Genomic DNA, 26,802 nt, shown 5'->3' on the forward strand with positions numbered 1-26,802 from the left:
GCGAAAAAATCTCTATATTATTTGTGAGAAGCATTCAGTCACCCCAGAAAAAGGCAAACAAAGTCCATGATCGTTCCCATCACCCGATTCCGGAAGCGGCGAAATAACGCAATTTGCGCCGCAATCACATTGCCCGCCCTGCTCGCCTCCGTAGCGTCCGTTCACGCGCAAACCGCCGCCGATCTGGCCGCCGCGACGCCGCCCGCGCACGCCGTCTGGCTTGAGACGACCGACATCAGCCAGATGCAGGCCGGATGGGGCGCCCCGGCCGTCGACAAGACCATTGACGGGCATCCGCTCACGCTCAAAGGGACCGTCTTCCCGCACGGCGTCGGCACGCACGCCCCCAGCTCGTTCCATGTGCTGCTGCATGGGGGAGCGACTCGCTTCAGCGCGGTTGTCGGCGCGGACGATGAGACGCAGGGCCATGAGGCTTCCGTGACGTTCCAGGTGGTTGTGGACGACAAAACCGTCGCGCAGACGCCCGTGCTGCGCCCTGGCGACGCCCCGCAGCTGATCTCGGTCGATCTGACCGGCGCGAAAGATCTGCTCCTGAAGGTCGGCGACGGCGGCGACGGGATCAGCTTCGACCACGCCGACTGGGGGGGAGCCGCGATCACGCTGGCGAGCGACGCATCGCCCAAACCGGAGGCGTATGTGATCCCGCAGACCCCGCCGCGTCTCGTGATCCCCACGCCCGATCCCAAGCCCGCGATCCATGGCCCGCGCATCACCGGCGTGACGCCCGGCCATCCGTTCCTGTTTCGCATTCCCGCGACCGGCGACGGGCCGCTGACCTTCAGCGCCAAGAACCTGCCCGCCGGCCTGACCCTCAGCTCCGGCACGGGCATCATTACCGGCGCTCTGACGGCGGCGGGAACGACGGATGTCACGCTGACCGTGCGCGGCGCCAAGGGCACGGCCACGCGCACGCTGACCATTATCGGCGGCGACAAAAAGGTGGCGCAAACGCCGCCGATGGGATGGAATTCCTGGAATGTCTGGGGAACCAGCGTCACCGAGGAGCGCGTGAAGGCGTCCGCCGATCAGATGCTTCAGAGCGGCCTCGCCGGTCACGGCTATGGCTATATCAACATCGACGACGCCTGGGAGGCGGGCCGGGACGCCGACGGCAAGATTCAGACCAATGAGAAGTTCCCGGATATCAAGGCGCTGGGCGACTATATCCACGGACTGGGCCTGCGCTTCGGCATTTACTCTTCCCCGGGTACGAAGACGTGCGGCGGCTACACCGCGAGCTACCAGCACGAGCAGCAGGACGCCGATTCGTACGCCGCCTGGGGCGTCGATTACCTCAAGTATGACTGGTGTTCGTATGAAGACGTCGCGAAGGGCGACCACTCGCTGCCGTCCCTCCAAAAGCCGTATCTGGTCATGAGCGACGCGCTGAGCAAGGTCAACCGCGATATCGTTTTCTCCTTCTGCCAGTACGGTATGGGCGATGTCTGGAAATGGGGCGCGGAAACCGGCGGCAACTCCTGGCGCACCACCGGCGACATTCAGGACAACTGGGGAAGCCTGCACGATATCTACACCCATCAAGCGGGCCACGAGGTCTACGCCGGTCCCGGCCACTGGAACGACCCGGATATGCTGATGGTCGGTATTGTCGGCTTCGGCAACACCCATCCCACCCATCTCAAGCCCAACGAGCAGATCCTGCACATGTCGATGTGGTGCCTGCTCTCCTCGCCGCTGCTGATCGGCTGCGATATGACCCGGCTCGACCCGTTCACCCTCGCCTTGCTCTCCAACGATGAGGCGCTCGACATCAACCAGGACCCGCTCGGCAAACCCGCCGCCCGCGTGACGACCGCCGATGACAAGGATGTCTGGGCGCGCCCGCTCTTCGACGGAACCCACGCCGTGGGTCTGGTGAACGGAACCGACGAGCCCGCGACGATCACCGCCCGCTGGTCGGACCTCGGCGTCAAAGGCAAGCAGCCCGTGCGCGATCTCTGGCTGCACAAGGACCTCGGCGCGTTCGCGGACAGCTACAGCGTGGAAGTCCCGGCGCACGGATGCGTGCTGCTGAAGATTGGCAAGAGCAAGTAGGTCAGACAAGAAGACTGCCGGCGATTTCCCCCGCCGGCAGTCTCAAATATGGCGATTAAGGCGCCGCAATCTCCCCCGCCGCTTCGGCTTCCAGGCGATCCCGGCGCGCGGCGATCCCCGCGAGGTCGCGGAGTAAATCGGCGACGGCTTGGCGGCTGTCCAGCTGCCGGAAGATCGCCAGGCTTTCTTCAAGCAGCCGCTTGGCCTGCGCATAGTCGCGCTGCTCTCCGGTCACCAGTCCCAGGTGACGCAGCAGATGGGCGACGCCCTGCCGGTTTCCCAGTTCCCGAAAGATCGCCAGGCTCTCCGAGTACAGCGCCTGCGCCGTCTCATGATCGGATTGGGCCTCCGCGACCTTCCCCAGCTCCTGGAGCGCCCAGGCGGCGCCTTGACGGCTCCCCAGCTCCCGGAAAATCGTCAAACCTTCCTCCTGCACCGACCAGGCCAGCGGCAGGTCCCCCTGCATGGCGGCCAAATGGCCCAGGTGGTGGAGCGCCCAGGCGATCCCTTCCTGGTCGCCCAGCTCCCGCTGCATCGCCAGGCCGTCCTCATACAGCCGCTTCGCTTCTCCGTAATCGCCCTGATCGCGCATGACGCGCCCCAGGTGATGGAGGAGCTGGGCGACGCCGCGCCGGTTGCCCGCTTCCCGAAAGATCGTCAGGCTCTCGGTATACAGGGCCCGCGCCGCGTCCTGGTCTCCGCGCGCGCCGAAGACATCTCCAAGATCGTTGAGCCCCCAGGCGGCGCCGGACTGATCTCCCAGCTCCCGGTACATCGCCACCCCCTGCTCGTGCAGCGTCTGGGCTTCCGCGTAGTCGCCCTCATAGTAGGCCAGCACGCCGGCGGCGCGAAGGGCTTTGGCGCGCACGGGCGTTTGCCCGGAATCCGTATTTCTTCCCAGCGCCGCCGAAAGAGCGGCGCGTCCTTCCCGGTAATATCCGCGCAGCTCCCAGAATGGCCCGAGCGCGCCGGCCATCCGCAGCCCAATCCCCGCCTCGTCCGGCGTCTTCCCAAGCCAGGCCAGCGCCGCGCGCAGATTGTCGTGCTCCGTCTCCAATCGGTCCACCCACTTCGCCTGCTCCGGGCCTCGGAGGCCCGCCTCGGCGTCTTCCGCCAGTGCCAGAAACCATGCCTGATGCCGCGCCCGTACAGTCGCCGCGGCGCCGCTCGCCTCCAGCCGTTCGGAGGCGTACTGCCGCACCATCTCCAGCAGGCGATAACGGCCGCCCCCGGTCGCGTGGGCGTCGAAGGAGGCCAGGGACTTGTCCACCAGGCTCTTCAGCAGATCGGCCGCCGGAAGCGCCCCAGGCTCGTCGCCGAACCAGACCGCCTCCGCCGCGTCCCGCGTCCAGCCGCCAGCAAAAACGGAGACGCGCTCCCATAGCAGCCGTTCGGGTTCGGTGAGAGGCGCATAGGACCAGTCCAGGGCCGCGCGCAGTGTCTGCTGGCGGGGCGCCGATGTCCGGTTCCCACCCGTGAGCAGCGTCAGATCCTGGTCCAGCCGCTCGGCCAGCTGCTCCGCCGTCATTCCCCGAACCCGCGCGGCGGCAAGCTCCAGGGCGAGCGGGATTCCCTCCAGGCGCGCGCAGATCTGAGCCACCGCCAGCGCGTTGTCGCGCGTCAAAGCAAACGTATTCCGCACCGCCTGCGCCCGCTCGACAAAAAGCTGCACGCTGCCGTAGCCGGCCATCACGTGCAGCAAGGCCGTTCCAGGCGCCGGCAGATGCGCGGGATCCGGCGACGTGAGCGCGGGAACAACCCAGGCCGTCTCGTCCGCCAGCCCCAGCGCCTCACGGCTGGTCGCCAGGATGCGCAGCCCCGCGCACTCTCCGAGCAGATGGAGGGCCGCCCGCGCGCTCCCCGCCAGGACATGCTCGCAGTTGTCCAGCACCAGCAGCAGACGCTTCGAACGCAAGTGTGCCGTCAGCGCCTCCAGCAGCGCCTGATTCGGCGTCTCCTTCATCCCCAACGTCGCCGCAATCTGACCGGCGACGTGCGCGCCGTCCGTGAGCGCCTCCAGCGCCACCATCCATACTCCGTCGGCAAACTCGGGAGCGACTTCCCGGGCCACCGCGAGCGCCAGGCGTGTCTTGCCGATCCCTCCCGGCCCCGTCAGCGTCACCAGTCGCGACCGGCGCAGCCGCGCCGCCACTTCTTCCCGCTCGTCTTCGCGCCCAATCAGCTCCGTCAGTGGATGAGGCAAGCGCCCGGCGGCCGCCGGAAGCGCGGCCTTCGCGCCATCGTCGGCCGCCGCGCTCCGCGCCTGCGCCCCGCCGCGCGCCTCCGCCCGCAGGCGCGTGTACAGAGCGGTGGTCGGCTCCTCCGGCGCCATATTCGAATCGTCGCGCAGCAGCCGGGCAAACTCATGATAGACTTGCAGCGCCGCGTTGACATTCCCGGCGCGCGCCAGCGCCTCCATCCAGCCGCGCCGCGCCTCCTCGCGCCATGGATCCATCACCGCCGCCCGTTGGGAGTAATCCGCCGCCGCCGCCCAATCCCCCGCCGCCATGGCGGCGTCCGCCAGCTTCCCCAGCGCGCGCAGGCAATCCTGCTCGCGCGCCGTCTGCTCCTGGCCCGCCCATTCCTCGCCGCACCCTTCCAGCAGCGTTCCCTGGTACAGCGCCACCGCCCGCTCCAGTGCCGGAATTTTGCCGCTCGCCACGGCGGCGTCAAACGCGAGGACATCGATCTCAGCGCCAGCGATGTCCAGCGACAGCGTGTTGCCGCTCGTGGAGCGCAGCCGCGCGCCTTCGGCCCCCAACGCCGCGCGCAGGTCGCTCAGGATCGCGCGAAGGCTGGACAAAGACCGGGTCGGATCGATATCCGGCCAGAGCGTCTCGGCCAGCCAGACGCGCTCGACCGGCCTGCCCCCGCGCAGGACCAGCAGCGCCAATAGCCAAAGCGTCTTGCGCGAGCGCAGCCGAACAATCGGCTGCCCGCCCACAAGGATCTGCATCGGCCCAAAAAGCGTGAGGGTCAACGGGGCGGCGTGCTCCAGGGTGTGTGAGGGGATGGCGGATTCCCGTAACATAGGTATGATTCTTTCGAAGGGAGCGCCCGATGCCTCCCAAAGAAACCCGTTCGAGATACCGAACCGCTTTCCCTTCCGCGCGAAAGCGCTGGATGATGGCGGATTTTTGTCAAACGCGAGCGTAAAGCGAACGTGTTTCCATGGAATTGAGAGAGGGGAATACGGCTTCCGGGAGAGCTTCTACTTCTTCACCACCGCCGACGGTCTTAACGCGTCGATCAGCTTTTCTTCGCCCGTTTCCGGGTCGGTGAAGTGCCAGAGTTTCCAGCCGTTAGAGTTGGGCAGGCCCAGCAGGAGCGCGCCGACTTTGTGGATCGAGCCGCAGTAGCCGCCGGCGGAGATGGCGCCGTCGGCGTGGACGCTGGCGTAGATGTCGGTGTTGCCGAAGCGCAGGCGGGAGCCGACGGCGAGCAGGCCGCTTTCGACGAGGCTGACGAAGGGGATGCGGGGTTTGGGCGCGTCCACGAAGACTTCGGCGCGGGGCTCTTCAAGGGTGGGAATGACGCCGTCCAAACGCTCTTTGGCGAGAGCGACGTACGCTTCCTCGCGGTCGATCGTGATGTAACGTCGCCCCAGGCGCTTGGCGACGGCGGCGGTGGTGCCGGTGCCGCAGAAGGGGTCCAGCACGACATCGCCGGGATTGGTGGTGCTCGCGATCACGCGATGCAGCAGGGCCTCGGGCTTCTGGGTGGTGTGGGCTTTGACGCCGTTGACCAGAAGGCGCTCGCCGCGCCCGCAGATCGGGAAGTGCCAGTCCGAGCGCATCTGCTTGTCTTCGTTGCCGGCTTTGAACTCGCGGTAGTGGAAGGTGTATTTGGTCTGTGTCTGAGATTTCTTCACCCAGAGCAGCGTTTCGTGGGCGTTGCAGAAGCGGACGCCCTTCATCTGCGGCATCGGATTCTTCTTCACCCACACGATATCGTTCAGAGTCCAGAACCCCAGGTCCATCAAGATCGCGCCCACGCGGTAAATATTGTGGTAGCTGCCGATGACCCAGAGCGTCCCGTTGTCCGAAAGCACGCGGCGCGCGGCGGTAAGCCACTCGCGTGTGAACTTATCGTACGCTTCAAACGAGGCGAACTTATCCCAGTGGTCGTCCACGGCGTCCACCTTCGTCATGTTCGGACGCCATAGCGCATTGCTGAGCTGCATATTGTACGGCGGATCGGCGAAGATCAAATCGGCGCATTTCTCGGGCAGCGAGTTCATCATTTCGATGCAGTCGCCGAGGAGAACTTGATTGACGGGTGGATGATTGGACATAGTGCGATGACCGAGCGGATTCTCCCTATTGTACCCGGCTTCTTTTCATGGACGCTTGCATGGACGCAACGGATTTCTTGGGCCTGACGACGCCGGAAAAATTTTCGGGGGCGAAGGCGCGCCTATTGGTACGTTCAGATATGTATTTTTCTCTGTGCAAACATCGAGATCCGAGGAATCGTACATAGATTTGACGCCTTCGTGCATATCAAGAACCGCTCCGGCGCCTTATAATCTCATTAAGAAACGGGATAGACGTCGATATTCATACGAAACCCGAAGGAGTACTCATGTTAAGAAAGCCAGTCGCTCTTCTCGCCGCCGCGAGCCTGCTGTCCGTCGCCCTCTCCACGGCGCCGGCCAATGCGCAGACCGCCGCGAGCAGCCAGTCGCTCGATCCGCACGCGAACGAAACCAAGGCGCAGCGGGATGCGCGCATGAAGTGGTGGCGCGAAGCCCGGTTCGGCATGTTCATCCACTGGGGCCTCTATGCGGAGCTCGGCGGCGTTTACAAGGACAAATCGACGGACGGCGCCGGCGAATGGATGATGCACGATCTCCAGATCCCTGTGGCTGACTACGCAAGCTACGCCAAGCAGTTCGACCCGGAGCAGTTCAACGCCGACAAGTGGGTGAGCTACGCCAAAGCCGCCGGCATGAAGTATATCGTCATGACCGCCAAGCACCACGAAGGCTTCGCGATGTATCCCACGAAGGTGGACGACTTCAACATCAACGCGCGGACCCCGTTTCATCGCGACCCGATCGGCGAGATGGCCGCCGCCTGCAAAAAGGCGGGAATCAAATTCGGCGTCTACTACTCGCAGAATCTGGATTGGCATCATCCGGGCGGTGGCACGGCCGGCTCGTCCTGGGACCCGGCGCAGAAGGGTGATTTCGACCAGTATTTCATGAAGGTCACCGTCCCGCAAGTCCAGGAGCTCGTCACGAGCTACCATCCCTCGGTCATCTGGTGGGACATTCCCGGCGACCTCACGCCCGATGAGACCCGCGCCATCACCGCCGCGTTCTCCTCGGACCCTGCTTTGATCTACAACAACCGCATGGGCGGCGGAATTCCCGGCGACACCGAAACGCCCGAGCAGCGAATTCCCCCCAAAGGATTCCCGGGCCGCGACTGGGAAACGTGCATGACGATCAACAACACCTGGGGTTTCAAAGTCCACGACACGGATTTCAAGTCCACCGAGACGCTGCTGCGCAACCTGATCGATATCGCCTCCAAGGGCGGCAACTACCTGCTCAATGTCGGCCCCGACTCCCACGGCGTCATCCCCGCGCCGGAAGTGGAGCGGATTACGGCGATGGGCTCCTGGCTGAAGCATAACGGCGAGAGCATCTACGCCACCAGCGCCAGCCCCTATAAGAAGCTGGCGTTCGACGGCCGCGCCACGGTCAAGGGCGACAAGCTCTATCTGAATGTCTTTGCCTGGCCGGATTCGGGCTTGACGCTCACCGGCCTGCAAACCGGCGTCAAGGGAGCCAGAGCGCTGGCGTCCGGCGAAAAGCTTGCCGTGACCAAGGCCGCCGATGGAACGCTGACCATCGCCAAGCCCGGCAAGATCGATCCCATCTCCACCGCGATCGTCCTCAAACTCGCCGGACCGCCCGTCGTCACCGAAGCCGAAGTGCTGACCGCGCCGCAGGCCGATGGGAGCTACGCCCTGACCGCATCCGATTCCACCACCATCGGCGGCGTTCAAGTCGAGCACGACGGCGACAACGCCAATCTCGGTTACTGGATCAACGCCCCCGACGCAGCGCAGTGGCGGATTCACGTTCCAGCGGGCGCAGAGGGATCATACACCGCAAAGCTGAACTACTCCTGCGAACCAGGCAACGAAGGCAGCACAGTCGCCGTCCAGGTAGATGGCGTCGATTCCGCCATCACGGGGACGATCCCCAAGACGGCGTCATGGGACGATTATCAAACGCTGCCTCTGACCGGAACCCTGACCCTGACGCCGGGAGCGCATACGATCACGATTCTGCCCAAGATCAAGCCGGGCTACGCCGTGATGAATCTGCGGCGGATTACGCTGGCGAAGGAGTAAGCATTCGGGCAGCCTCGCTTGGCCGACCCTGCCGTGGCAAACCCACCCTGGCCTTCGCCCTTGCAAACCTACCCCTGGTGCTTCGGCCCCGGCAAACCCACCCCGGCCCTTCGGGCCACCCCTCCCGCCGACGGGAAGGGTTTGTAGGAGACGCTCTTACGAAGGCCGATTGCGATAACACGCTCTGAAATAACCCTTCCCGTCGGCGGGAGGGGTCGGCCGAAGGCCGGGGGTGGGTTTGCAAGGGCGAAGGCCAGGGTGGGTTTGCCGCGGCAGATCAAAACGATATAAGAACCAACCATGAAACCAACACACATCGCCATTCTCACACTCGCGGGCCTGATGTCCACCGCGCTAACGGGCGCCCGCGCCGAGGCGCCCGCCGCCGCCGCGTCGCCCGTCGTCGAAGATCCGCATGCGCATGAGACGAAGGCGCAGCGGGACGCGCGCATGAAGTGGTGGCGCGAGGCCCGGTTCGGTATGTTTGTCCACTGGGGGCTGTACGCCGTGCCGGGAGGGTTCTGGAACGGCAAACCCGTCGGAGGCCGCGCGGTCAATACGCAAGGCTACGGCGAGTGGATCATGCATAACGCCGAGATCCCCGTGGCGGACTACGCGAAGCTCGCGCCGCAGTTCAATCCGACGCAGTTCGACGCCGACGCGTGGGCGCAGGCGGCGAAAGACGCCGGGATGAAGTATCTCGTCTTCACCGCCAAGCATCACGACGGCTTCGCGATGTTCCATAGCAAAGTGGACGAATTCAATATCTTTGACGGGACGCCGTTCCATCGCGATCCGGTCGCCGAGCTTGCCGCCGCCTGCCGCAAAAAGGGGATCAAGTTCGGACTGTACTACTCGCAGTCGCAGGACTGGAGTCATCCGGGGGGCGCGGCGTGGGACGGGCACTGGGACAAGGCGCAGGACGGCGATTATGACGCGTATCTGCGCAATGTCGCGGTCCCGCAGGTCAAGGAGCTTCTGACCAAATACGGCCCGATCTCCGTCTTCTGGTTCGACACCGACACGGATATGACGCCAGAGCGGGCCGCGCCGTTTGTCGAATCGCTCAAACTCCAGCCGAATATCATTTACAACAACCGATTGGGCGGCGGCTTTTCGGGAGACACCGAAACGCCGGAGCAGCACGTTCCCGCGACGGGATTCAAAGACCGGGACTGGGAATCGTGCATGACGATCAACACCACCTGGGGTTATCGCTCGGACGACTTCAACTTCAAGTCCACGGAAGAGCTAACGCACAACCTGATCGACATCGCCTCCAAGGGGGGCAACTACCTGCTCAATGTCGGCCCCGACGCCCAGGGAGTTATCCCCGCGCCGGAAGTTGAGCGCCTCAAGCAAATGGGCGCCTGGCTAAAGACAAATGGAGAAAGCATTTACGGCGCGCAGGCGAGCCCTTCAAGCGCCTGGCGTTCGATGGCCGCGCCACGGTCAAGGGCGACAAGCTCTATCTGAATGTCTTCGCCTGGCCGGATTCGGGCTTGACGCTCACCGGACTGCAAACCGGCGTCAAGGGCGCCAGAGCGCTGGCGTCCGGCGAAAAGCTTGCCGTGACCAAGGCCGCCGATGGAACGCTGACCATCGCCAAGCCCGGCAAGATCGATCCCATCTCCACCGCGATCGTCCTCAATCTCGCCGGACCGCCCGTCGTCACTGAAGCGACAACCGTGGCGGCGCCGAGCGCCGACGGGTCTTACCTCCTGGGAGCCCCGAGCGCCATTTTGGTCGGCGACACGATCGCGCTGCAAGGCTCCGGCGACGACGCGAACCTCGGCTACTGGACCGAGGGCGACGACGCCGCCGAGTGGAAGCTCTCCGTCCCTCCCGCCGCCGCCGGATCGTACACGGCCAAACTCGAATACTCGTGCGAGCCGGGGACGGAAGGCTCTACCTATGCGATCCGGATCGACGGCGCCGACACGGGGATCACGATGACGGTGGCGGCGACGGCCGGCTGGTCGGATTATAAGATCGTTACCCTGCCCGGAACGCTCGCGCTCACGCCGGGCGCACATACCATTCGCGTCGCGCCAACGGCCAAGCCGGGCTTCGCCGTCATGAATCTGAAACGAATCACGCTGACCAAATCGTAGCGCCCCTTCCCGCATGCGCCCCATCGCCTTATGGCGATGGGGCGTTTCTTCGATGCCGCCGCACGCGCGCGGCGACTCTGTAAAATAACCAAAATTTAACCAAAACAATAATTGACAATCTATCAAACCTTTGGTATACTGTTATTATGAGCTTTGGTCAATATGGTCATAAGTTTCATTGATGAGTCAAAGACGTCTCTCAAATCCCTGGATCGACACTCGCAACGGAACGTCCGCCATGTTTCGCGCCCGGACAGTGTTTATAATAAAAGGAGTCTTTGATGCATAAGAGGGTTGGTTTCACGTTAATCGAATTACTCGTTGTTATCGCTATCATCGCGATTCTCGCCGCCATCTTGTTCCCTGTCTTCGCCAAGGCCCGCGAGAAGGCCCGGCAGACGTCCTGTTTGAGCAATACCAAGCAAATCCTGCTGGGCGTTACTCAGTACAACCAGGACTCGGACGAACAGTTTCCGCCGCTCTACTCGGATACGGGCGCTGGAACTAATATCGCCTGGTATCAATCGATCTATCCCTACATCAAGAGCACCGGCGTTTATCTCTGTCCCGATGACAGCAACACCAATGTCGGCGCGCCGGGCTGGATCAACGACACGCAGTATCCCGTGACGCATTGCAGCTACATCGCCACCGTTCGTGTCGGCCTCGGCAACAACGACCCGCACATCTCGCTCGCGCAGCTGCAATCCCCCGCCTCCACGGTCTTTATGACCGACGGCGCCGTTCAGGCGACTGCGACCGCCCCGTATGTGACGGTGTCCTCCACGAAGAAACCGAAGGCATGGATCCTGGAGGATCCGGTCAAGGACGGCAGCTTCACTCCCGGCCCCTCGCTCGTCACCGGGACCAGCGACGACTGGGGAGCGCCCGATATCCGTCACACCGACGGCAGCGTCGTCGCGTTCTTCGACGGCCACTCGAAATGGATGCGCCCGTCCGCATGGTACTACGGCAACACCCCCTGGCTCGACCCTGAGTGCGGCGGCGGCGGAACCAGCGGCTCGAACAGCTACGGCGACAGCTGCAACCGATAATCGGCGCGCGGCGGAACACCGCGCCGCGCACGACTCCGACGCCGATGTCCCGTGCTTTTCATGCCGGGCGTCGGCGCTCCCATTTTCTTTCGATCCGGACACGGATTTCGCCATGAGGACAATCCATGTTTGCTGAGCGCCATTCCTTGTCTGCGGCTCCCGATCCTCGGCCCGCTCCCTCCACGTCCGCCCGACAGGTGCTGCGCGTGCTGGAGGAGCGGATCGCGCAGAAGGTCTACCCGAGCGGCGGCCGGCTGCCGACGGAGCGCGAGTTGGTGCGTGAGCTGGGGACCAACCGCGCGGCGGTGCGCCACGCCCTCACGACGCTCGCGGACAGCGGGCGCATTGTCCGGCGCGCCGGATGCCGTCCGCAGGTCGCTCCCACCACGGCGGCCCGCGCCACGGCGCGGCGCTTCACTTCCGCCAATCAGCCGCAGACCATCGGGATCGTCCTGCCCCAGCACGAAGGCGACTACGCCTCGCGGGAGATCATGCGCGGCATCAGCCGAGTCCTGCGCTCCCAGGAGACGCCCTGCCGGCAGCTGATCTTCGACCTCACGCAATCGACCACCTCTCCCGAAGCGCTGGAGATCCAGGCGTGCGACGCCGTGGAGCAGGAAGACGTCGCCGGCGCGATCGTCTGGCCCACCCTTTCCCCCGAATCGCTCGCCCGCTGGCGCCGCTTGCAGCGGCTGGGGCATCCCGTGGTGTTCGTCGACCGCTGCGATCCCGAGATTCCCTGCGACTTCGTCGGCATCGACAACTACACCGCCGCCCGCGATATCGTCGAATACCTGATTGCGCGCGGGCACACCCGAATCGTTCACCTGACCGACTCCGAACCGGTCTCCGCAGTGCGCCAGCGCCAGGAGGGTTACCGGGACGCGCTCCGTTACGCCGGGCTCGCATCGATGGAGCGCCTCTGGTCGCTGCCGCATGTGCATTGCGACGATTTGAGCGCGAGGCTGGATCAAGATCTGCGGAGCGGCGCGCTTCCAACCGCCGTGTTCGCGCTCAACGACTTCTCCGCATCGCTGCTGATCCAGCACCTGGAAGATCGGGGGATCTCTGTCCCGGACCAGGTCAGCGTGATCGGCTTCGACGATTCGGACTGCTACGCCTCCAGCGGCGGCGTCATGACCACCATGCGCCAGCCCTTCGAGCGCATCGGACAATGGGCGGCGGAGCTGTTCCTCCAGCGCCTCAAATCGCCCGATCCGGCCGGACGCCCCTTCCAGCACGTCCTGCTCCCCACCCGCCTGATCGAGCGCTCCACCTGCCGAACGCTTGGCGCGCCAGCAGCGGAGCATACGCGCGAACCCAATATTTACCGGGGATACTTGCTGTAATCACGCTGAAAATGACCAAAAACTAACCAGGAAGGAGATTGACATCACTCATAAGCTTTGGTATAATGGCGGTGTCATTTGGTCAAATCGTCTCCGATGACGGACCGCGCCGCCGCTCTCCTCATTCGATCTACTTTGCGTTGACTGCGTGTTTTGTATAAAGGAATAACAGATGAAAACAAACCGTGGATTTACCTTGATCGAGTTATTAGTAGTAATCGCTATCATTGCGATACTGGCGGCGATTTTGTTCCCCGTCTTCGCCAAGGCGCGCGAGAAGGCGCGCCAGACTTCCTGCGCCAGCAACGAAAAGCAGATCATGCTCGCGCTGCTTCAGTACAACCAGGATTACGACGAAACATTCCCGCCCCTCTACACGGATGTCAGCGGCGATTGGAACGGCCCGATGGTGGCCTGGTATCAGAACATCTACCCGTACGTCAAAAGCGTCGGCGTCTTCTACTGCCCCGATGACCCCAACACGGGTGTCGGCGCGCCGGATTGGATCACCTACACGGGAGTCCCCGTGCTCCACAGCAGCTACATCGCCAACGTGCAGACGGGCCTGGGCATCTACGACCCTCATATCAGCCTGCCGGCGGTGGTCGCGCCCGCCTCCACGGTCTATATTACCGATGGAGGAGTGCAGGGATCGGCGACAGCCCCGTTCGTCACCGTCTCCTCGACGCCAAAACCAAAGGCGTGGATCCTGGAAGATCCGATCAAGGATAACCTTTTCCCCAGCGGTCCCGGCAATGTCAGCTCCAGTAACTCGGACTGGGCCGCGCCGGCCGTGCGCCACACCGACGGCTCCAATGTCGGCTTCTTCGACGGTCATGTGAAGTGGATGCGCCCGGCGGCCTGGTACTACGGCAATACGCCCTGGCTCGATCCCGAGTGCGGCGGGAACGGCAGCGGTAAAAACAGCGCGGGCGACAACTGCAACCGATAGCGCGCGATTGGTAAAGTCCAGCGATCTTTGGTATACTGATCTCAGTGATTCCGTCACTTTTGGACAATCTATGCTCACAGAACGCCGCCCGAACCCCGCCGCAACCAAAGAACGCCGTGGGCTGTCCGCCACCGCCCTTCACGTGCTGAAGGTTCTGGAGGAGCGGATCGCCCAGGGCGCTTACCAGGCGGGGGATTGGCTCCCGACGGAGCGGGATTTAGTGCAGGAGCTGGGCGTCAACCGCGCGGCCGTGCGCGACGCCCTGACGGCGCTCGCGGACGGCGGGCGGATTACCCGCCTCGCCGGCTGCCGGCCGCGCGTCGCTCCGGAGGATGGCGGCCGGCGGGAAAGCCAAAAGACGTCGCCTTCGCATCCGTACACCATCGCCATCGTGCTGCCCCAGCATGACGGCGATTACGCTTCACGCGAGATCATGCGCGGCATCAGCCGAGTCCTGCGCTCCCAGGAGACGCCCTGCCGTCTCCTGGTTCTGGACATCAACCTCGCCACCACGCTTCCCGAACAACTGGAGCTCGAAGCCTGCGCCGCCGTGGAAAATGAGAATGTCGCCGGAGCGATCGTCTGGCCGACCCTGACCGCGGAAACATCCGCCGGCTGGCGGCGGCTTCAGCGCATGGGGCATCCCGTGGTGTTCGTCGACCGCTGCGATCCCGAGGCTCCCTGCGACTTCGTCGGCATCGACAACTACACCGCCGCCCGCGAAGCCGTCGAGCACTTGATCGCGCTCGGTCACAAGCGCATCGCCCACCTGACCGACACCGAGCCGGTCTCCGCCGTGCGCCAGCGCCAGGCGGGGTACCGGGACGCGCTGCTGGACGCCGGGCTGTCCTCCATGGAGCGGATGTGGATGCTGCCTCATCTGATCTCCGATGACGCCGCTCCCGAGCTCGACCGATGCCTGGACAGCGACACGCTGCCGACGGCCATCTTCGCCCTCAACGACTTTTCGGCAAGCCTCGTCATCCGCCATCTTGAGTCACGCGGTGTCCGCGTTCCCGAGCAGATCAGCGTCATCGGCTTCGACGACAGCGAACGTTATTCCGCCCGTCCGGGGGTGCTCACCACCATGCGCCAGCCCTTCGAGCGCATCGGCCAACGCGCCGCCGAACTCTTCCTTCAGCGCCTCACCTCCGCCGATCCGGCGGCGCGCCCCTTCCAGCACGTCCTGCTCCCCACGCGCCTGATCGAACGCTCCACTTGCCGCCCCCTGGAATAATCACGCTCTCTTCACTTCCATCCTCGTATTGTTCACAGCTAAACGCCTCCCTGGTCTCTGCCAATACTCAGAGTAGCAGGCAATTTTTACGTTGAAGAATACGAAAGACTGAGAAGTTAAGAGGTTCCCATGTCGCCAGTCCGTTACCGAAACATCGAGAAAGTTCGCGCGTTTACGCTGATCGAGCTTCTCGTCGTGATCGCTATCATCGCGGTGCTCGCCGCGATTCTGTTCCCCGCCTTCGCCAAGGTCCGTGAGAAGGCCCGGCAGACATCGTGCGCTTCCAACCTGAAGCAGCTGGGCCTCGCGTTTATGCAGTACACGCAGGACAACGACGAAACGCTGCCCTCCGACAGCCAGCACTACGGACAGGGCTGGGCCGGCAAAATGTATCCCTACGTCAAAAGCACGGGCGTCTACGGCTGCCCGGACGATCCCACGCAGCCCACCGCCGGCGTGTTTAAGCTGTCCTACGCCCTGAACGCGGCGTACGTCGGCGGGATCAGCTACTACTATCCGCAAATCACCACGGACTACAACAACACCGTCGTTCAGCGCAGCCCCGCCAATACCGTTCTGCTGTTCGAGATCCAGGGCAACACCTATGGCCCGACCCATCTGGTCGGCGTGCCCGTCAACGACCCCGCCGAGCAAAGCAGCGGATCGGGCCTGGGCAGCAACGCCGGCGCCTGCGGTCTTTCCCCAACCACGAACTGGTGCTACGGAAAGTACGCCACCGGCGACATCAGCGCCAACGGGCTAGCCCCGGTCGGCAAGAAGGGCGTCCACAACGACGGCGCCAACTACCTGGCGTGCGACGGCCATGTGAAGTGGCTGAGGCCCGAGAAAGTCTCCGGCGGAGCCCCGGCGGTCAATGAGACCGACGCCGCCGCGCCCAGCACCTCCAGCAACACCGCCGTCGCGGCCGGCACCGGCAACATGGGCGGCTACGCAATGACGTTCAGCCCGATCTAGTCCACTCAGATCGTCCCGCAAAAAAAAGCCCCGCGCCTGCCAGCGCGGGGCTTTTCTTCGTCAAGCCGCTCCCAATTTGCCCCCAATCAGGATGAGTAAGGCTTGTGCGCGACGATCAGCGGATAAGCGCTAGGGACGGACATTGGGCGCGGCTCCACAAAGCCAGCTTCGATGAGCCATTGCTGCATTTCTCCGAGCGTATGCGTATCCCCGTCGTCCGTATTCAGAAGCATAATCACGGAGTGAATGAGCGCTTGCGGCGGGCCAGTGCGCTCCTCATTCACAAACGCCTCCGCGATGACGATCGTTCCACCGGGAGCCAATGCGCCGTAAGCACGGCTTAACAAGGTCCGAACCCGCGCTTCCCCAATCCCGTGCAGTACATGTCCGAATACGGCGATATCGTAGTCCGCTCCGAACTCCGTCTCCCGAATGTCGCCGCCGATGAACTCGAACTGATCCGCGATTTCGAAGCGCTCCGCCATACGGCGCGCCGCCGGCAGGACGCCTGGCCAATCGACGCCCGTCACGCGCACGTGCTCAGATTCCTGCGCGAGAGCAATTCCCCACACGCCGGCTCCGCACGCAATATCCAAGACATAAGTCGGCTCGCGGCGCCCGCCCAGGTCCAATGATTTCGCGAACGCTTGAGCGGCGCCGAAATTGATCGGGAAGAGATCTTCCACGAAGTCCGAGAAAAACTCGGTGCATGGAGCCTCTTCGTTCATGGAGATCTTGGGCTTTCCCGTGCGCACCGCATCCACGAGACTGCTCCACACCGGCAGAAAGCGGTCAGGCGCGTGTCGATAGACGCCGCCCAAATAACCTGGGCGACTGCTGACAAGAAACGCCGCGCTTTCCGGCGTCAGTGAATAACGCGCTTGCGAGTCCTTGGACAAAAACTCGAGTCCGACCAGCGCGTTCAACAGTGACCGAAGGCCGCGCGGCGACGCCGCCGTCTCCTCCGCAACTTCCGAAAGACCCATCGGGCCGACATCGAGCAAATCAAAAATGCGCAGCCGGAGGGCGGCTTCCACAATCAGCGTCGGCGCGTAGCCCCAGGCGATTTGCAAGACGCGCTGCGGCGAAACATGAGAGCTCGCCTCAATCGTATTGACAGTCATAAGATTTCTCCTTTGAAATTTTCAATGGCATTCGGTCTAAGCCCCGAAAGGCTTGCGGGCGACGATCAGCGGGGAGACGCTGGGGGAGGGCATGGTTCGCGCCTCCACGAAACCGGCTTCCGTCAGCCACTGCTGGATCTCTTCGAACGTGTAGGTGTCGCCGGCGTCCGTGCCGAGCAGCATCACGAGCGAGAAGATCAGCGGGAATGGCGGGCCGGTGCGCTCTTCGTTGGGAAGCATGTCCGCGATGGCGATCGTCCCGCCGGGCGCCAGCGCCGTGTAGACCTTCTTCAGCAGCTCCCGGCTGCGCGCTTCGCCTTCCGAGTGCAGAATGTGCCCGAGGGTGGCGACCTCGTAGCCCGCGCCAAAATCGGCTTCGAGGATGTCGCCGCCGATAAACTCGAACTGATCCGCGACGTGGAATTTCTCCGTCGTGCGTCGCGTCACGGGCAGAACTCCGGGCCAGTCCACGCCGGTCACGCGGACATGCTCCGATTCCTGGGCCAGCGCAATCCCCCAGACTCCCGATCCGCACGCGATGTCCAGGGCGTACGTCGTTTGTCGCCTTGTGGAAAGATTCAGGCTGCGCGCGAACGCCTGAGCCGCGGCATAGCTCACCGGGAAGAGGTCTTCCACGAAGTTCTGGAAGAACTCCACGCCTCCCTTTTCGGCGTTCATCGAGGCCGCGCGGGGCTTGCCGGTCTGGACAACCTCGGCAAGATCCATCCACGTCGGGATGAAGCTGTCCCGGACTTGACGGATGAATCCGCCATGGTAACCCGGGCGTGTGCTCACCAGAAATGTCTCGCTCTCCGGCGTCAGTGAATAACGCTCCCGGGACGTCTTCGCAAGCAGGCCCAGGCCCGTCAGCGCGTTCAGCAGCGAACGCAGGCCGCGCTCCGACGCGGCCGTTTCCTCGGCGACCTCCGCGATCGTTTTTGCCCCCGAATCCAGGATATCGAAGATGCGCAGGCGCACCCCGGTTTCCACGATCAGCGAGGGCGCGAAGCCCCAAAAGATCTGCGCCAGGCGCTGGATGTTGACGTCGGGGCGAGAGAGGGTCGTGTCATTAGTCATTGTGATTTCTCCTTTGAGATCGATGGAAATGTGCAAGTTGGCGCAAAATATGCATTGCGACAATGGATGGATAGTCGGCGCCTGCGCTCAGATCGCCGCTCGGCGCGTTACGGCGTGAATTGTTCCCCGGCGGCCGGGTACGACGGCAGGACGCCGGGGCCGATCTTGTCCGCCGTATCGCTGCTCGCCCAGAAGTCGGGCGGTCCCTGACTGTCCGGCGGCGTATTCGCGACGGGTTTGACGCCGTGCTTCAAGTAGGCGACGACGCTCCACAGGTCGTCATCCGAAAGATGACGGATGGAGGCCCAGGGCATGGGAGGCGCGAGGTAGTGCGGCGCGGCGGGGAAGCCGCCCTGCCCCGGCGTGTCGCCGCTGATCGAGGCGTCCGCCGTCGCTCCCGGATCCAGGCCGTGCTTGAGCGCGTTGTAGACCTGACGATCGGTGAAGCCGCCCAGTCCGGTGGCGGACGGAGTGATGTTGGCCGCGTAGGTTGCGAACGGACCGATCTGGAATACGCCGGGACCGTGTGGTCCGGAGGCCGTGTTGTATCCCGAGAGCCAGCCGGGCGCGCCGGGATCGTTCCGGCCCTGTGAGTGGCAATCGACGCAGCCGAAGGATGCGACGATCGCGCGGCCCCGAGAGACCTGGGACTGCGTCGCCTTCGACAGCGGCAGGCCGGAGTCTCCCCCGCCGGAGCTGTCCGACCCGCCGCAGCCGGCGATCGCAATTGCGCCGATCGCCGTGAGAGTAAGAAGAAACGCGGCGGCAGGGCCGCGCTTCTCCATTCCCGAGCGGCTTGCGGCGGCGGGCGCCGCGGCGCCGCACGAGTATGCTTGTGTGTGAAATGGCAAGACTGAGCTTCCTTTCGAGAGTGATTGAGGACGGCCCCGGCGCGGACGATATCGTCGCGCCCTTGACATCCCGCCGATCCGTAAGACCGTTGTGTCACATTTGTGGGCGTGAATTCGGACGCATTGTCTGAGCCGCCGGATTCTTCGTCTGAACTGCCGCCCGGAGGAGGACCAGAGCGGCGTGCGTTTAGGTAAACTTTGTTAGGTTGAAATCTTCGCCGTCCCAGTGGGCGCCGGCCGGCCGATCGGCCGGCGCGTGGAGGCGAGAAAGAGGCTTTCGTGGAGATTTTTGCGCTTCTGGAGAAGGTGTGCGTGCTGACGACGCTGGCGTTCGTATTGACGCGAACGCGGCTCTTCAGCCATTTGCGCCGGCGGCGTCTGCCGGCGCGAGATCAGGCGATCGCGCTGATCGTATTTCTCGCGATGGGGATGATGGAAGAGGCCGTCTCCCATCAATCGTGCTTGATGAACGCCCGGATCGTGACCGCGTGCGCCGCCGGCCTGGTCGCCGGTCCCTGGATCGGCCTGCTGGTCGGAGCGGCGGTCACGGGCCTTGCGTGCGAGTGCGATCACTTCCCCATGCCCGCCATCGGAATATCCATGGTGTGCGCGGGCTTGATCGGCGGATGCCTGCACTGCTGGCGGCCATCGGTCGCGCTGAGGCCGCTCACCGGATTTGCGCTGGGCGTGGGGACATCGCTGACGCGCTATATTCTGGCGCTGGCGCTGCATCCGATCACCCACACCTATCGCCCCGCCGAGCCGCTCGGGACGGAGCTCATCAAGGCCGTCGTGCAGGGCGCGGGCGTCGCCTTGATCCTGATCGTTCTGGAGGAAGTGCGGGAGCGGGACTCCTGCGTGCGCGCCGCGTCCATGGCCGAGGTCCGGGCGCTGCGCGCCCGGATGGACCCGCACTTCCTGTTCAACGCGCTTAACACGCTGTCGGCGCTGTCGATGACGGAGCCGGACGCCGTCCCCAACGCCTCGTCGCGTCTCGCCTGTTTCCTGCGCGCCAGTCTCGATCAGGACGAGCGGCTCTTGATCCCGCTGAGCGAGGAGCTGGATGTCGTGGACGCCTATCTCGACATCGAGGCGCTCAGATTCGGGCATCGCCTCCGGATCGAGCGCGACGTGGAGCCGGGACTGCTCGGCGTGCTTGTGCCGCCCTTTATCCTCCAGCCGCTGGTGGAGAACGCGGTGCGCCACGGTCTCCAGCCCAGGCCGCGCGGGGGCACGATCCGGCTGGCCGCGCGCGCCCACGGAGATTTCATGGATCTCTGCGTTTCCGACGACGGAGTCGGCGCGGCGATCGATGTGAAACGCAAAGTCGAGCGGAGCGACGACTTCCGAACGCACGCCCTTGGACTGATGCACCGGCGCCTGCGCCATCTGTACGCCGACGCCTTTGCCTTCGATTTCACCAGCTCGCCGGGATGCGGCGCGTCCGCCGCGATCCGGCTGCCGCTGCTTCCCATCGAATCACGCCTGCGGATCGCCATCGAGACCCAACGCCGCAGCGCTTTCCCATTCTCCCAGGAACAGACACATGATCTCAGTCGTAATCATTGAGGATGAACCCATCGCCGCGAAGTATCTCGCCAAGCTGCTCTGCGCAACCGGGCGCGTGGAAATCGCCGGCGAGGCGCCGGACGCCGAAGGCGGGCTCCGCCTCTGCGCCCAGCTTCGCCCGGAGGCCGTGTTCATGGATATCCGGCTCCCAAGCCAGGACGGCATCTCCCTAGCGCAGCGCCTGCATCTCCTGCCGCAGCCGCCGCTCGTGGTCTTCACTACGGGCTACGCGGACCGCGCCAGCGACGCCTTTCGGGTGGCCGCCGTGGATTACCTGATCAAGCCGCTGAACGCGGCGCAGGTCGCCGAAGCGGTCGCACGGCTCGAAGTGCGCAAGGTCATGGAGAGAATCTGCCGCGAGAAGCGCATGGCCGCCTCGGCTCGGGAAGGCGAAGCCGTGGATGAAGATCTTCTCCCGGTCAAAGTCGCCGGGGAAGACGTTGTCCGGTTCCTCACCCGGCGCGAAGTCGTCGCCGCCGTGCGCCGCGACCGCCGAACCTGGATCCACACGGTTCGCGAAGAGATCCCCACCTACTTCGCCATCTCCGATGTGCTCCGTTGGCTCGGCGGCGCCCCGTTCCTGCAAGTTTCGCGCGAGACTCTGGTCAACATGCAGGCGGTGGAAAGCGTCGTCCATTACGGCGACCGGCTCTATCAGCTCCAGCTGCGCGACCGAAGCGGCTCCACCGTGGAAGTCTCCCGCTCCGGCGCCAACCGGCTTTCCGCCTATCTCAAACTGCGCCGAGAAGCCGTCGACGCTCCCGCCTAATGCATCGCCGCCGGGGCCGTTCCGGGCTTGGGTTTGCGCAGAAGCAGCAGCGTCGGGATGGTCGCGATGCTGACGAACATGATGAACAGGAACGTGTGGTTGTACGAGAGCATGATCGCCTCGCGCATCAGCGTCTGATCGATAATGTGCAGCGCGCCCTGGTAAGCCGCCGGGGCGCTGTATCCCTGGGATGCGAGCAATCCCTGTAGTCCCGACATACGGTCGTTGAACGCCGCGTTGTCCACGGTGATGTTATTGACCAGATGCGCCCGGTTGACGTGGATCTGGGAGTTCAAGTAAGTCGCCAGGACGGCGATGCCGATGGAGCCGCCGAGCTGGCGCGCCAGACCCAGCAGTCCCACGCCCTGATTGACCTCCGCCGGCTTCAAGTTGCCGATCGCGAGGGTGTTGACCGGGACAAAGAGGAAGCCGATGGAGACGCCTCGGATCAGCAGCGGCCAGAAGGTGTCGCCGACACTGGACTGCGAGTTGAGGTGCATGAAGAGCCACATCGCCGTCACCGAAAAGCCGATCCCCAGGAGCGTGAGCGCCCGCGCGTCGATCTTGGACTTCGGATCGTTGCTGATGACGCCGCAGAAGACGATGCTGAACGCCGTGGCGATCCCGCCGGGAAGCATCGCCATCCCCGTCTGGTACGCGGTCATTCCCTGGACCGTCTGCGCGAGCAGCGGATACATATACGAGACGCCGTAAAGACCGAAGCCGACGGAAACGAAGAGAATAATGCCCGCCGTCAGCGAGCTGTTCTTCAGGACCCGCAGGTTCATGACCGGGTGCGTATTGCGCGGCGAGAGCTGCCAGATGATCAATGCGATGAGGCTGACCGCAGAGATCACGCTGAGCTTGAAGATCGTCGGATCGGCGAACCAGTCGTTGCGCTCCCCCTCCTCCAGCACATATTGCAGTGTTCCCAGTCCCACGGTGAGCAGCCCGACACCCGCCCAGTCGACGGGCTCGTCGCCGCGCGACGCCTCCGTGTCGTGAAGAAACGCGAAGACGATAAAGCCGGCGATCGCGCCCAGCGGGATGTTGATGAAGAAGCACCAGTGCCACGACGCGGCGTCGGTGAGCCAGCCGCCCAGCGACGGGCCGACTGTTGGGGCAACGACCAGTCCCATCAGAAACAGCGGCTGGACGATCGATTGTTCTTCGGGGGGAAAGACCTGAACGAGCGTCGCCTGCGCCGTGGAGATCAAGGCCGCGCCGGCGGCGCCTTGCAGGATACGCCAGACGACGATTTCGCCCAGGCTATGGCTCGCGCCGCAGAAGAACGACGCCACCGTGAAGATCATGATCGAGGCGGTAAGGTAGTTCTTGCGCCCGAAACGCGCGGTCAGAAACGCGGTCATTGGGAGGACCACGACGTTCGCCAGAATATATCCCGTGGAGACCCACGCGATATCCTGCGTGGTCGCGCCCAGGTTGCCGGCCATCTGCGCCTGCGCCACGTTGACGATGGTGGTGTCCAGGACTTCCATGGCCGCCGCCACGATCAGGCCGATCAGGATCAGCCATCGATACCGCAGGTTGGTCGCGGCCGCGTCGGCGGCGTCGTGCGCGCGCCCCAATTTTCCTCGGCCGCTGCTAGGCAGAGCAGGACTATCTTGCATGAGTAACCTCTTTCGCACCGGCGCTTCGCGCCTTCCAAGAGACATGACAAACGCGCATCAATGTTCACACCGTTTTCCGAGATCCGGCCAGATTTCCTCAAATACGACCCGAAGCGCGGCGCGCGCCTCGACGAACTCATCCCTCGTTTGCTTCACGACGACTCCGCCTTCGGAGTCCAGCAAGGCCGCTTTGGCGCATCGGTACCGGCGCTCCAATTCCCACAAATCCGTTTCCATACCCGCGTAGACTCCCGGCGCTTCCGGCGCCGCCATCTCTTCTCTCATCATTTATCTTTTCCTTTGGAAAACTGAAGGCAGCTTATCATCAGACGCCTAATTACATTTTGACAGCAGAGTTCCCGCTGCGCTGTTCTCTTCGCGACACGCGCCATTTTATAAGGCGGCTAACTACCTCAATCACGACAAAGCCTCAAGGAGTCTTTGCCGGGCCGCTCAATATCCGCAGCGGAAATCCGGCCCCACGCCTTTGATTTTCGAGAGCAGACGGATGAGCTCCCGCCGCTCCGTCTCATCCAGAGCCGTCATGAGCTCCTTCGCGGAGCGCAGCGCGCCGGGCATGTAGTCTTCCAAAAACCGCCGCGTCTTGTCCGTCATCCCGATCGCCAGGGCGCGCCGGTCCTCGCAGCAATGGCGGCGCTCCAAATAGCCGTCCCGCTCCAAGCCGTCCAGAAGCCCCGTCACCGTCGCCCGCGTCACTCCCAGATTATCGGCGATGTCCGATGGCCCTGGAGCCGGGTGGTCCAGAAGCTCTTCCGTAAACAAATAACACAGAACAAAGAATTTGCCCTCGGACAGACCCACTTCTTCCAGAGGAGCGTTCATCACGACGCTCACGGTCTTCGCCGCATGCTTGACGGCCGTAATCGACTCCATCGCACTGGCGTCCAGATCTGGATAACGCTGTGAAATCTTTCTGAGCAGTTCCTCTTTGAGCGGCGCATTCAGAGTCGGAGTTTCTTTTCCCATAAGTTTCCATATTATATGGCGACTAACTAAAAATGTCAAGTGAATCGCCGGGGCCGAAGTGATTTATTTTCCGTGAAGATAAAATCTGTTACCCTACACGCCCCCGCGATGAAACTATGTCAGCCGCCGCCAGCGCAGAATATGCATGGGGACGTTCAGCCAGGCGCTGCGCCCGCCGTCCGGGCTGATCTGGATCACCTTGTCTCCGACCACCGCGCTGGGATCGGCTTCGATCCACTGCCGATCGCCCAGATACGCCATCGTGTGCGCCCCGCCATCGGTGACCGCGATGTCGCCGGGACGCAGGCGCGTGTAGTCCAGCTCGCGCAGGCTCTGCGTCTCACAGACAGGCGTCGTGCGCCCGCCATACCCCTCCCCCAGCCGCGCCGCGCTGGCGTCGCTCCACCAGAGATCGGCGCTCTGACGCAGGAGCGCGCAATCGCCCGTCACTATCCCGCGCCGAAATGACGCGTCGATCATCCCCGCCCGCACCAGCCCGGAGCAATCGATTCCCAGACGGTTCTCGCCGCCCCAAACATACTTCGTTCCCAGATACGCGCGCAGACTGCGCACATACTCCCCGCGCAAGCTGCGAACATCCGGACGCCGCCCCGGACCAAGCGCCACAAAAAGCGTCAGAACCGCCAGGCCAATTCCCACAAAGCGTCCCGCCCGCGACCTCCAGAACAGCGCCAGCCCCGCCGCCCAAACCATTACCGCCAGCGCCACCGTGAGCTCACGCCCAATGTTCGTGCGGATGGGAAAAGCGAAGACAAGGACGAGCAGCGCGCAAAGGCCCAGCCAGTCCCGACGCCGCGCCGGCGTGTTTTGCCAAAAGCGATAGCAAAGCGCGGGCAAAAATCGGCGAAAGGCGCTGGGCGCGGAGGAAGTTTCCATGAATGGAGAACGGAAATTTCACTCAGAAGTTTCGCGGATTTCCGTCAGGTGAATGGCGTCATGCAATCACGACTTCATCTCTAAGACCACGATAACTGAACGGCGCCCAGGTACAATTCTCTTTTTGAGGAGCGTAGCAATGAACTGGCTCTACTTCCCATCCATCAGCGTTGTCGGCGTGATCTTTTTGTATCATCTGATCGCGTTCGAATTGCTTCCCAGCTATTACTCTCGGCAGTTAACCAGTTCGCCGCGTTATGAAAATCCGCGCGCTCTGTGTCAGATGGAGCGCCTGGTCCGTCTTCCGGCGATTGGCGGGCGGCGCTGGAAACAAAACGCCATATTTGAGCTCGCGCACGCCTATCGCGTGCAGCGCCGTTATGAAGACGCGGCGGAGCAATATCAATCGCTGTTGCGGCATACCGACAACTGGTCGTTTCAAGCGACAGTACACAGCCGCCTGGCGGAATGCATGGATGGCTTAAACCGGCCGGCGGAGGCCGCCGAGCATCGAGCGCAGGCGACGGCGTGTTCGCAAACCGCGTTTGTGACGGCGACCGTATGCCTGGAACAAGGACGGCTTCTGGAGGTCGAAAATCGCTATCGGGAGGCGTGCGAATATTACGAGCGCGGTTTGCCGCTGGCGGAAACCAGCGACATCAAGAACCGATTGATGGCGAAGCTGGCGATCGCGAACTTTAACGCCGGCAATATCGCCGACACGGTGCGCTGGGCGGAAGCGACAATCGCCAACAAACCGATAGGATCGACGCTTTCGGTGATGCACTCCATGGCGGGTGTCGCTTACAGGAATATGGGAGATCTCGCCGGCGCCGCCACGCACCATGAGCGCCTCTACGAACTCGTCGCGGCCGGGAAGGATCCCAAAAAGATCGCGGAGGCGCTCGCGAAGCTGGCGACGATCCAATCGTTTCAGGGCAATTTTTCCGAAGCTCTCAATCTGTGCCAGCGGGGGCGCGGCGCTTATCCGGACGGCAGCCGGATTGTCGGGATGACGGAATACGGCATTCTCATGCTGCTCGGACGGTTTGAAGAGGCGCGTGCGGCGCTGATCAACTCGCGCGGCTCCGATCCGCTTTTCATCCCTCGTTTAGAAGACAGAAGCAGTGGACTGTACGCACTGGGGATCGCCCTGCTGGCGGCGGAATCCGGGAACGTTTTGGAGGCGAGAGAGTTTTATGAGCGGGGACGGCGCGCCTTTGAAGGCGATGAAAAGAACACCCTCTTCGCCGATGCTCTGGGCGCGTGGATCTGCGCGCTGGAAGGGAATCGGCCGGACGCTCAGGACCAAATCGCGATCGTCGAGCGCAATCTCCCCCAATGCGCGGGATCGAGGACAACTCTTCTCGACGTGTATATCTTCTTAACGAAGGCCAGCCTGGAAATGGACGATTATACCAACGCCCTGCGTTACGCGGAGCGATATTGGGAGCTCAAACCGTATCCCTCCTACCACCCACTCGCCTATTATCTGCTGGGGGAAGCGCGCCTCGGCCTGGGCGAGACCGAGAAAGCGGTCGACGCCTATGAGCGAGGGATAGCGCTGAATTTGCCGACGAACGCCGCCAGCAAAGCGCGTGTTCGGCTGGACCAAATCCAGAGTTCGTCGTAGCGGAAATTTTCTTAGGGCCGCAGCCGATATTTCTCGGCAATGGCTGCTACTGGACGCCGCCCATCGATAGTTAATTCGACCTATTGCTCGTCCTGGCGCCGCGCTTCGGCTTTTGACTTCGCCCGCGTTTTCTGCTA

At 63.4% G+C, this 26,802-nt stretch carries 21 protein-coding genes; 12 read left to right on the forward strand and 9 right to left on the reverse strand.

Features of this window, described 5'->3' with window-relative positions; translation table 11 throughout:
* The first annotated feature begins 66 nt into the window (after positions 1–66).
* Positions 67–2,076, forward strand: a complete 2,010-nt coding sequence (locus D5261_RS03020) for an NPCBM/NEW2 domain-containing protein (protein ID WP_119323993.1) — start codon at positions 67–69, stop codon at positions 2,074–2,076.
* Positions 2,077–2,131: 55 nt separating this feature from the next.
* On the opposite strand, the gene D5261_RS03025 is transcribed toward D5261_RS03020, so the two are convergent.
* On the reverse strand, positions 2,132–5,107 hold the full coding sequence (locus tag D5261_RS03025) for an ATP-binding protein (RefSeq protein ID WP_119323994.1): 2,976 nt from the start codon (positions 5,105–5,107) through the stop codon (positions 2,132–2,134).
* 180 nt (positions 5,108–5,287) lie between these two features.
* Complete coding sequence (locus D5261_RS03030) at positions 5,288–6,370, reverse strand: site-specific DNA-methyltransferase (RefSeq protein WP_119323995.1); 1,083 nt, start codon at positions 6,368–6,370, stop codon at positions 5,288–5,290.
* Between the two features lie 290 nt (positions 6,371–6,660).
* Between D5261_RS03030 and D5261_RS03035 the strand changes: the two genes are divergently transcribed.
* The 8 genes from D5261_RS03035 to D5261_RS03075 all read left to right on the forward strand — a co-directional run bounded on the left by D5261_RS03035 (position 6,661) and on the right by D5261_RS03075 (position 16,127).
* Positions 6,661–8,445: an alpha-L-fucosidase gene (locus D5261_RS03035; protein ID WP_119323996.1), complete on the forward strand. Its 1,785-nt coding sequence runs from the start codon at positions 6,661–6,663 to the stop codon at positions 8,443–8,445.
* 300 nt (positions 8,446–8,745) lie between these two features.
* On the forward strand, positions 8,746–9,921 hold the full coding sequence (locus tag D5261_RS03040) for an alpha-L-fucosidase (RefSeq protein WP_119323997.1): 1,176 nt from the start codon (positions 8,746–8,748) through the stop codon (positions 9,919–9,921).
* A 26-nt stretch (positions 9,922–9,947) separates the two neighbouring features.
* A complete protein-coding gene (locus D5261_RS03045) occupies positions 9,948–10,559 on the forward strand; it encodes a carbohydrate-binding protein (RefSeq protein WP_165864532.1) in 612 nt (203 codons plus the stop codon).
* Between the two features lie 281 nt (positions 10,560–10,840).
* Entirely contained in the window at positions 10,841–11,614 is a 774-nt protein-coding gene (locus D5261_RS03050) for a DUF1559 family PulG-like putative transporter (RefSeq protein WP_218025730.1), read from the forward strand.
* Positions 11,615–11,739: 125 nt separating this feature from the next.
* On the forward strand, positions 11,740–12,963 hold the full coding sequence (locus D5261_RS03055) for a substrate-binding domain-containing protein (protein ID WP_119323999.1): 1,224 nt from the start codon (positions 11,740–11,742) through the stop codon (positions 12,961–12,963).
* A gap of 172 nt (positions 12,964–13,135) precedes the next feature.
* Positions 13,136–13,915, forward strand: coding sequence for a DUF1559 family PulG-like putative transporter (locus tag D5261_RS03060; protein WP_165864533.1), 780 nt, complete (start codon positions 13,136–13,138; stop codon positions 13,913–13,915).
* Between the two features lie 70 nt (positions 13,916–13,985).
* Positions 13,986–15,152 carry a substrate-binding domain-containing protein gene (locus tag D5261_RS03065; RefSeq protein WP_119324000.1) on the forward strand — a complete coding sequence of 389 codons (1,167 nt, stop codon included), beginning with the start codon at positions 13,986–13,988 and terminating at the stop codon, positions 15,150–15,152.
* Between the two features lie 129 nt (positions 15,153–15,281).
* Positions 15,282–16,127, forward strand: coding sequence for a DUF1559 family PulG-like putative transporter (locus D5261_RS03075; RefSeq protein WP_165864534.1), 846 nt, complete (start codon positions 15,282–15,284; stop codon positions 16,125–16,127).
* An 86-nt stretch (positions 16,128–16,213) separates the two neighbouring features.
* Here D5261_RS03075 and D5261_RS03080 read toward each other — a convergent pair whose 3' ends face one another.
* The 3 genes from D5261_RS03080 to D5261_RS03090 form a co-directional block, all read right to left on the reverse strand.
* On the reverse strand, positions 16,214–17,251 hold the full coding sequence (locus D5261_RS03080) for a class I SAM-dependent methyltransferase (protein WP_119324001.1): 1,038 nt from the start codon (positions 17,249–17,251) through the stop codon (positions 16,214–16,216).
* Between the two features lie 36 nt (positions 17,252–17,287).
* The gene (locus D5261_RS03085; RefSeq protein ID WP_119324002.1) at positions 17,288–18,328 is read right to left on the reverse strand and encodes a class I SAM-dependent methyltransferase; all 1,041 of its coding nucleotides are present in this window, start codon (positions 18,326–18,328) and stop codon (positions 17,288–17,290) included.
* A 107-nt stretch (positions 18,329–18,435) separates the two neighbouring features.
* Positions 18,436–19,179 (reverse strand): hypothetical protein, encoded by a 744-nt coding sequence (locus tag D5261_RS03090; protein ID WP_119324003.1) that lies wholly within the window; start codon positions 19,177–19,179, stop codon positions 18,436–18,438.
* A 279-nt stretch (positions 19,180–19,458) separates the two neighbouring features.
* Between D5261_RS03090 and D5261_RS03095 the strand changes: the two genes are divergently transcribed.
* A complete protein-coding gene (locus D5261_RS03095) occupies positions 19,459–20,748 on the forward strand; it encodes a histidine kinase (protein ID WP_119324004.1) in 1,290 nt (429 codons plus the stop codon).
* Positions 20,726–21,517 (forward strand): LytR/AlgR family response regulator transcription factor, encoded by a 792-nt coding sequence (locus D5261_RS03100; protein WP_119324005.1) that lies wholly within the window; start codon positions 20,726–20,728, stop codon positions 21,515–21,517. The genes D5261_RS03095 and D5261_RS03100 overlap by 23 nt, the downstream gene beginning before the upstream one ends.
* On the opposite strand, the gene D5261_RS03105 is transcribed toward D5261_RS03100, so the two are convergent.
* The 4 genes from D5261_RS03105 to D5261_RS03120 form a co-directional block, all read right to left on the reverse strand.
* Positions 21,514–23,148 (reverse strand): DHA2 family efflux MFS transporter permease subunit, encoded by a 1,635-nt coding sequence (locus D5261_RS03105; RefSeq protein WP_165864535.1) that lies wholly within the window; start codon positions 23,146–23,148, stop codon positions 21,514–21,516. The genes D5261_RS03100 and D5261_RS03105 overlap by 4 nt on opposite strands.
* A 57-nt stretch (positions 23,149–23,205) precedes the next feature.
* Positions 23,206–23,436, reverse strand: coding sequence for a hypothetical protein (locus D5261_RS03110; protein ID WP_119324007.1), 231 nt, complete (start codon positions 23,434–23,436; stop codon positions 23,206–23,208).
* Between the two features lie 165 nt (positions 23,437–23,601).
* Positions 23,602–24,135 carry a MarR family winged helix-turn-helix transcriptional regulator gene (locus D5261_RS03115; RefSeq protein ID WP_119324008.1) on the reverse strand — a complete coding sequence of 178 codons (534 nt, stop codon included), beginning with the start codon at positions 24,133–24,135 and terminating at the stop codon, positions 23,602–23,604.
* A gap of 114 nt (positions 24,136–24,249) precedes the next feature.
* Positions 24,250–25,032 (reverse strand): NlpC/P60 family protein, encoded by a 783-nt coding sequence (locus D5261_RS03120; RefSeq protein ID WP_119324009.1) that lies wholly within the window; start codon positions 25,030–25,032, stop codon positions 24,250–24,252.
* Between the two features lie 139 nt (positions 25,033–25,171).
* On the opposite strand from D5261_RS03120, the gene D5261_RS03125 reads away from it, so the two are divergent.
* A complete protein-coding gene (locus D5261_RS03125) occupies positions 25,172–26,665 on the forward strand; it encodes a tetratricopeptide repeat protein (protein ID WP_165864536.1) in 1,494 nt (497 codons plus the stop codon).
* Positions 26,666–26,802: the final 137 nt, after the last annotated feature.

Source organism: Capsulimonas corticalis (assembly GCF_003574315.2).
Lineage (GTDB): Bacteria > Armatimonadota > Armatimonadia > Armatimonadales > Capsulimonadaceae > Capsulimonas > Capsulimonas corticalis.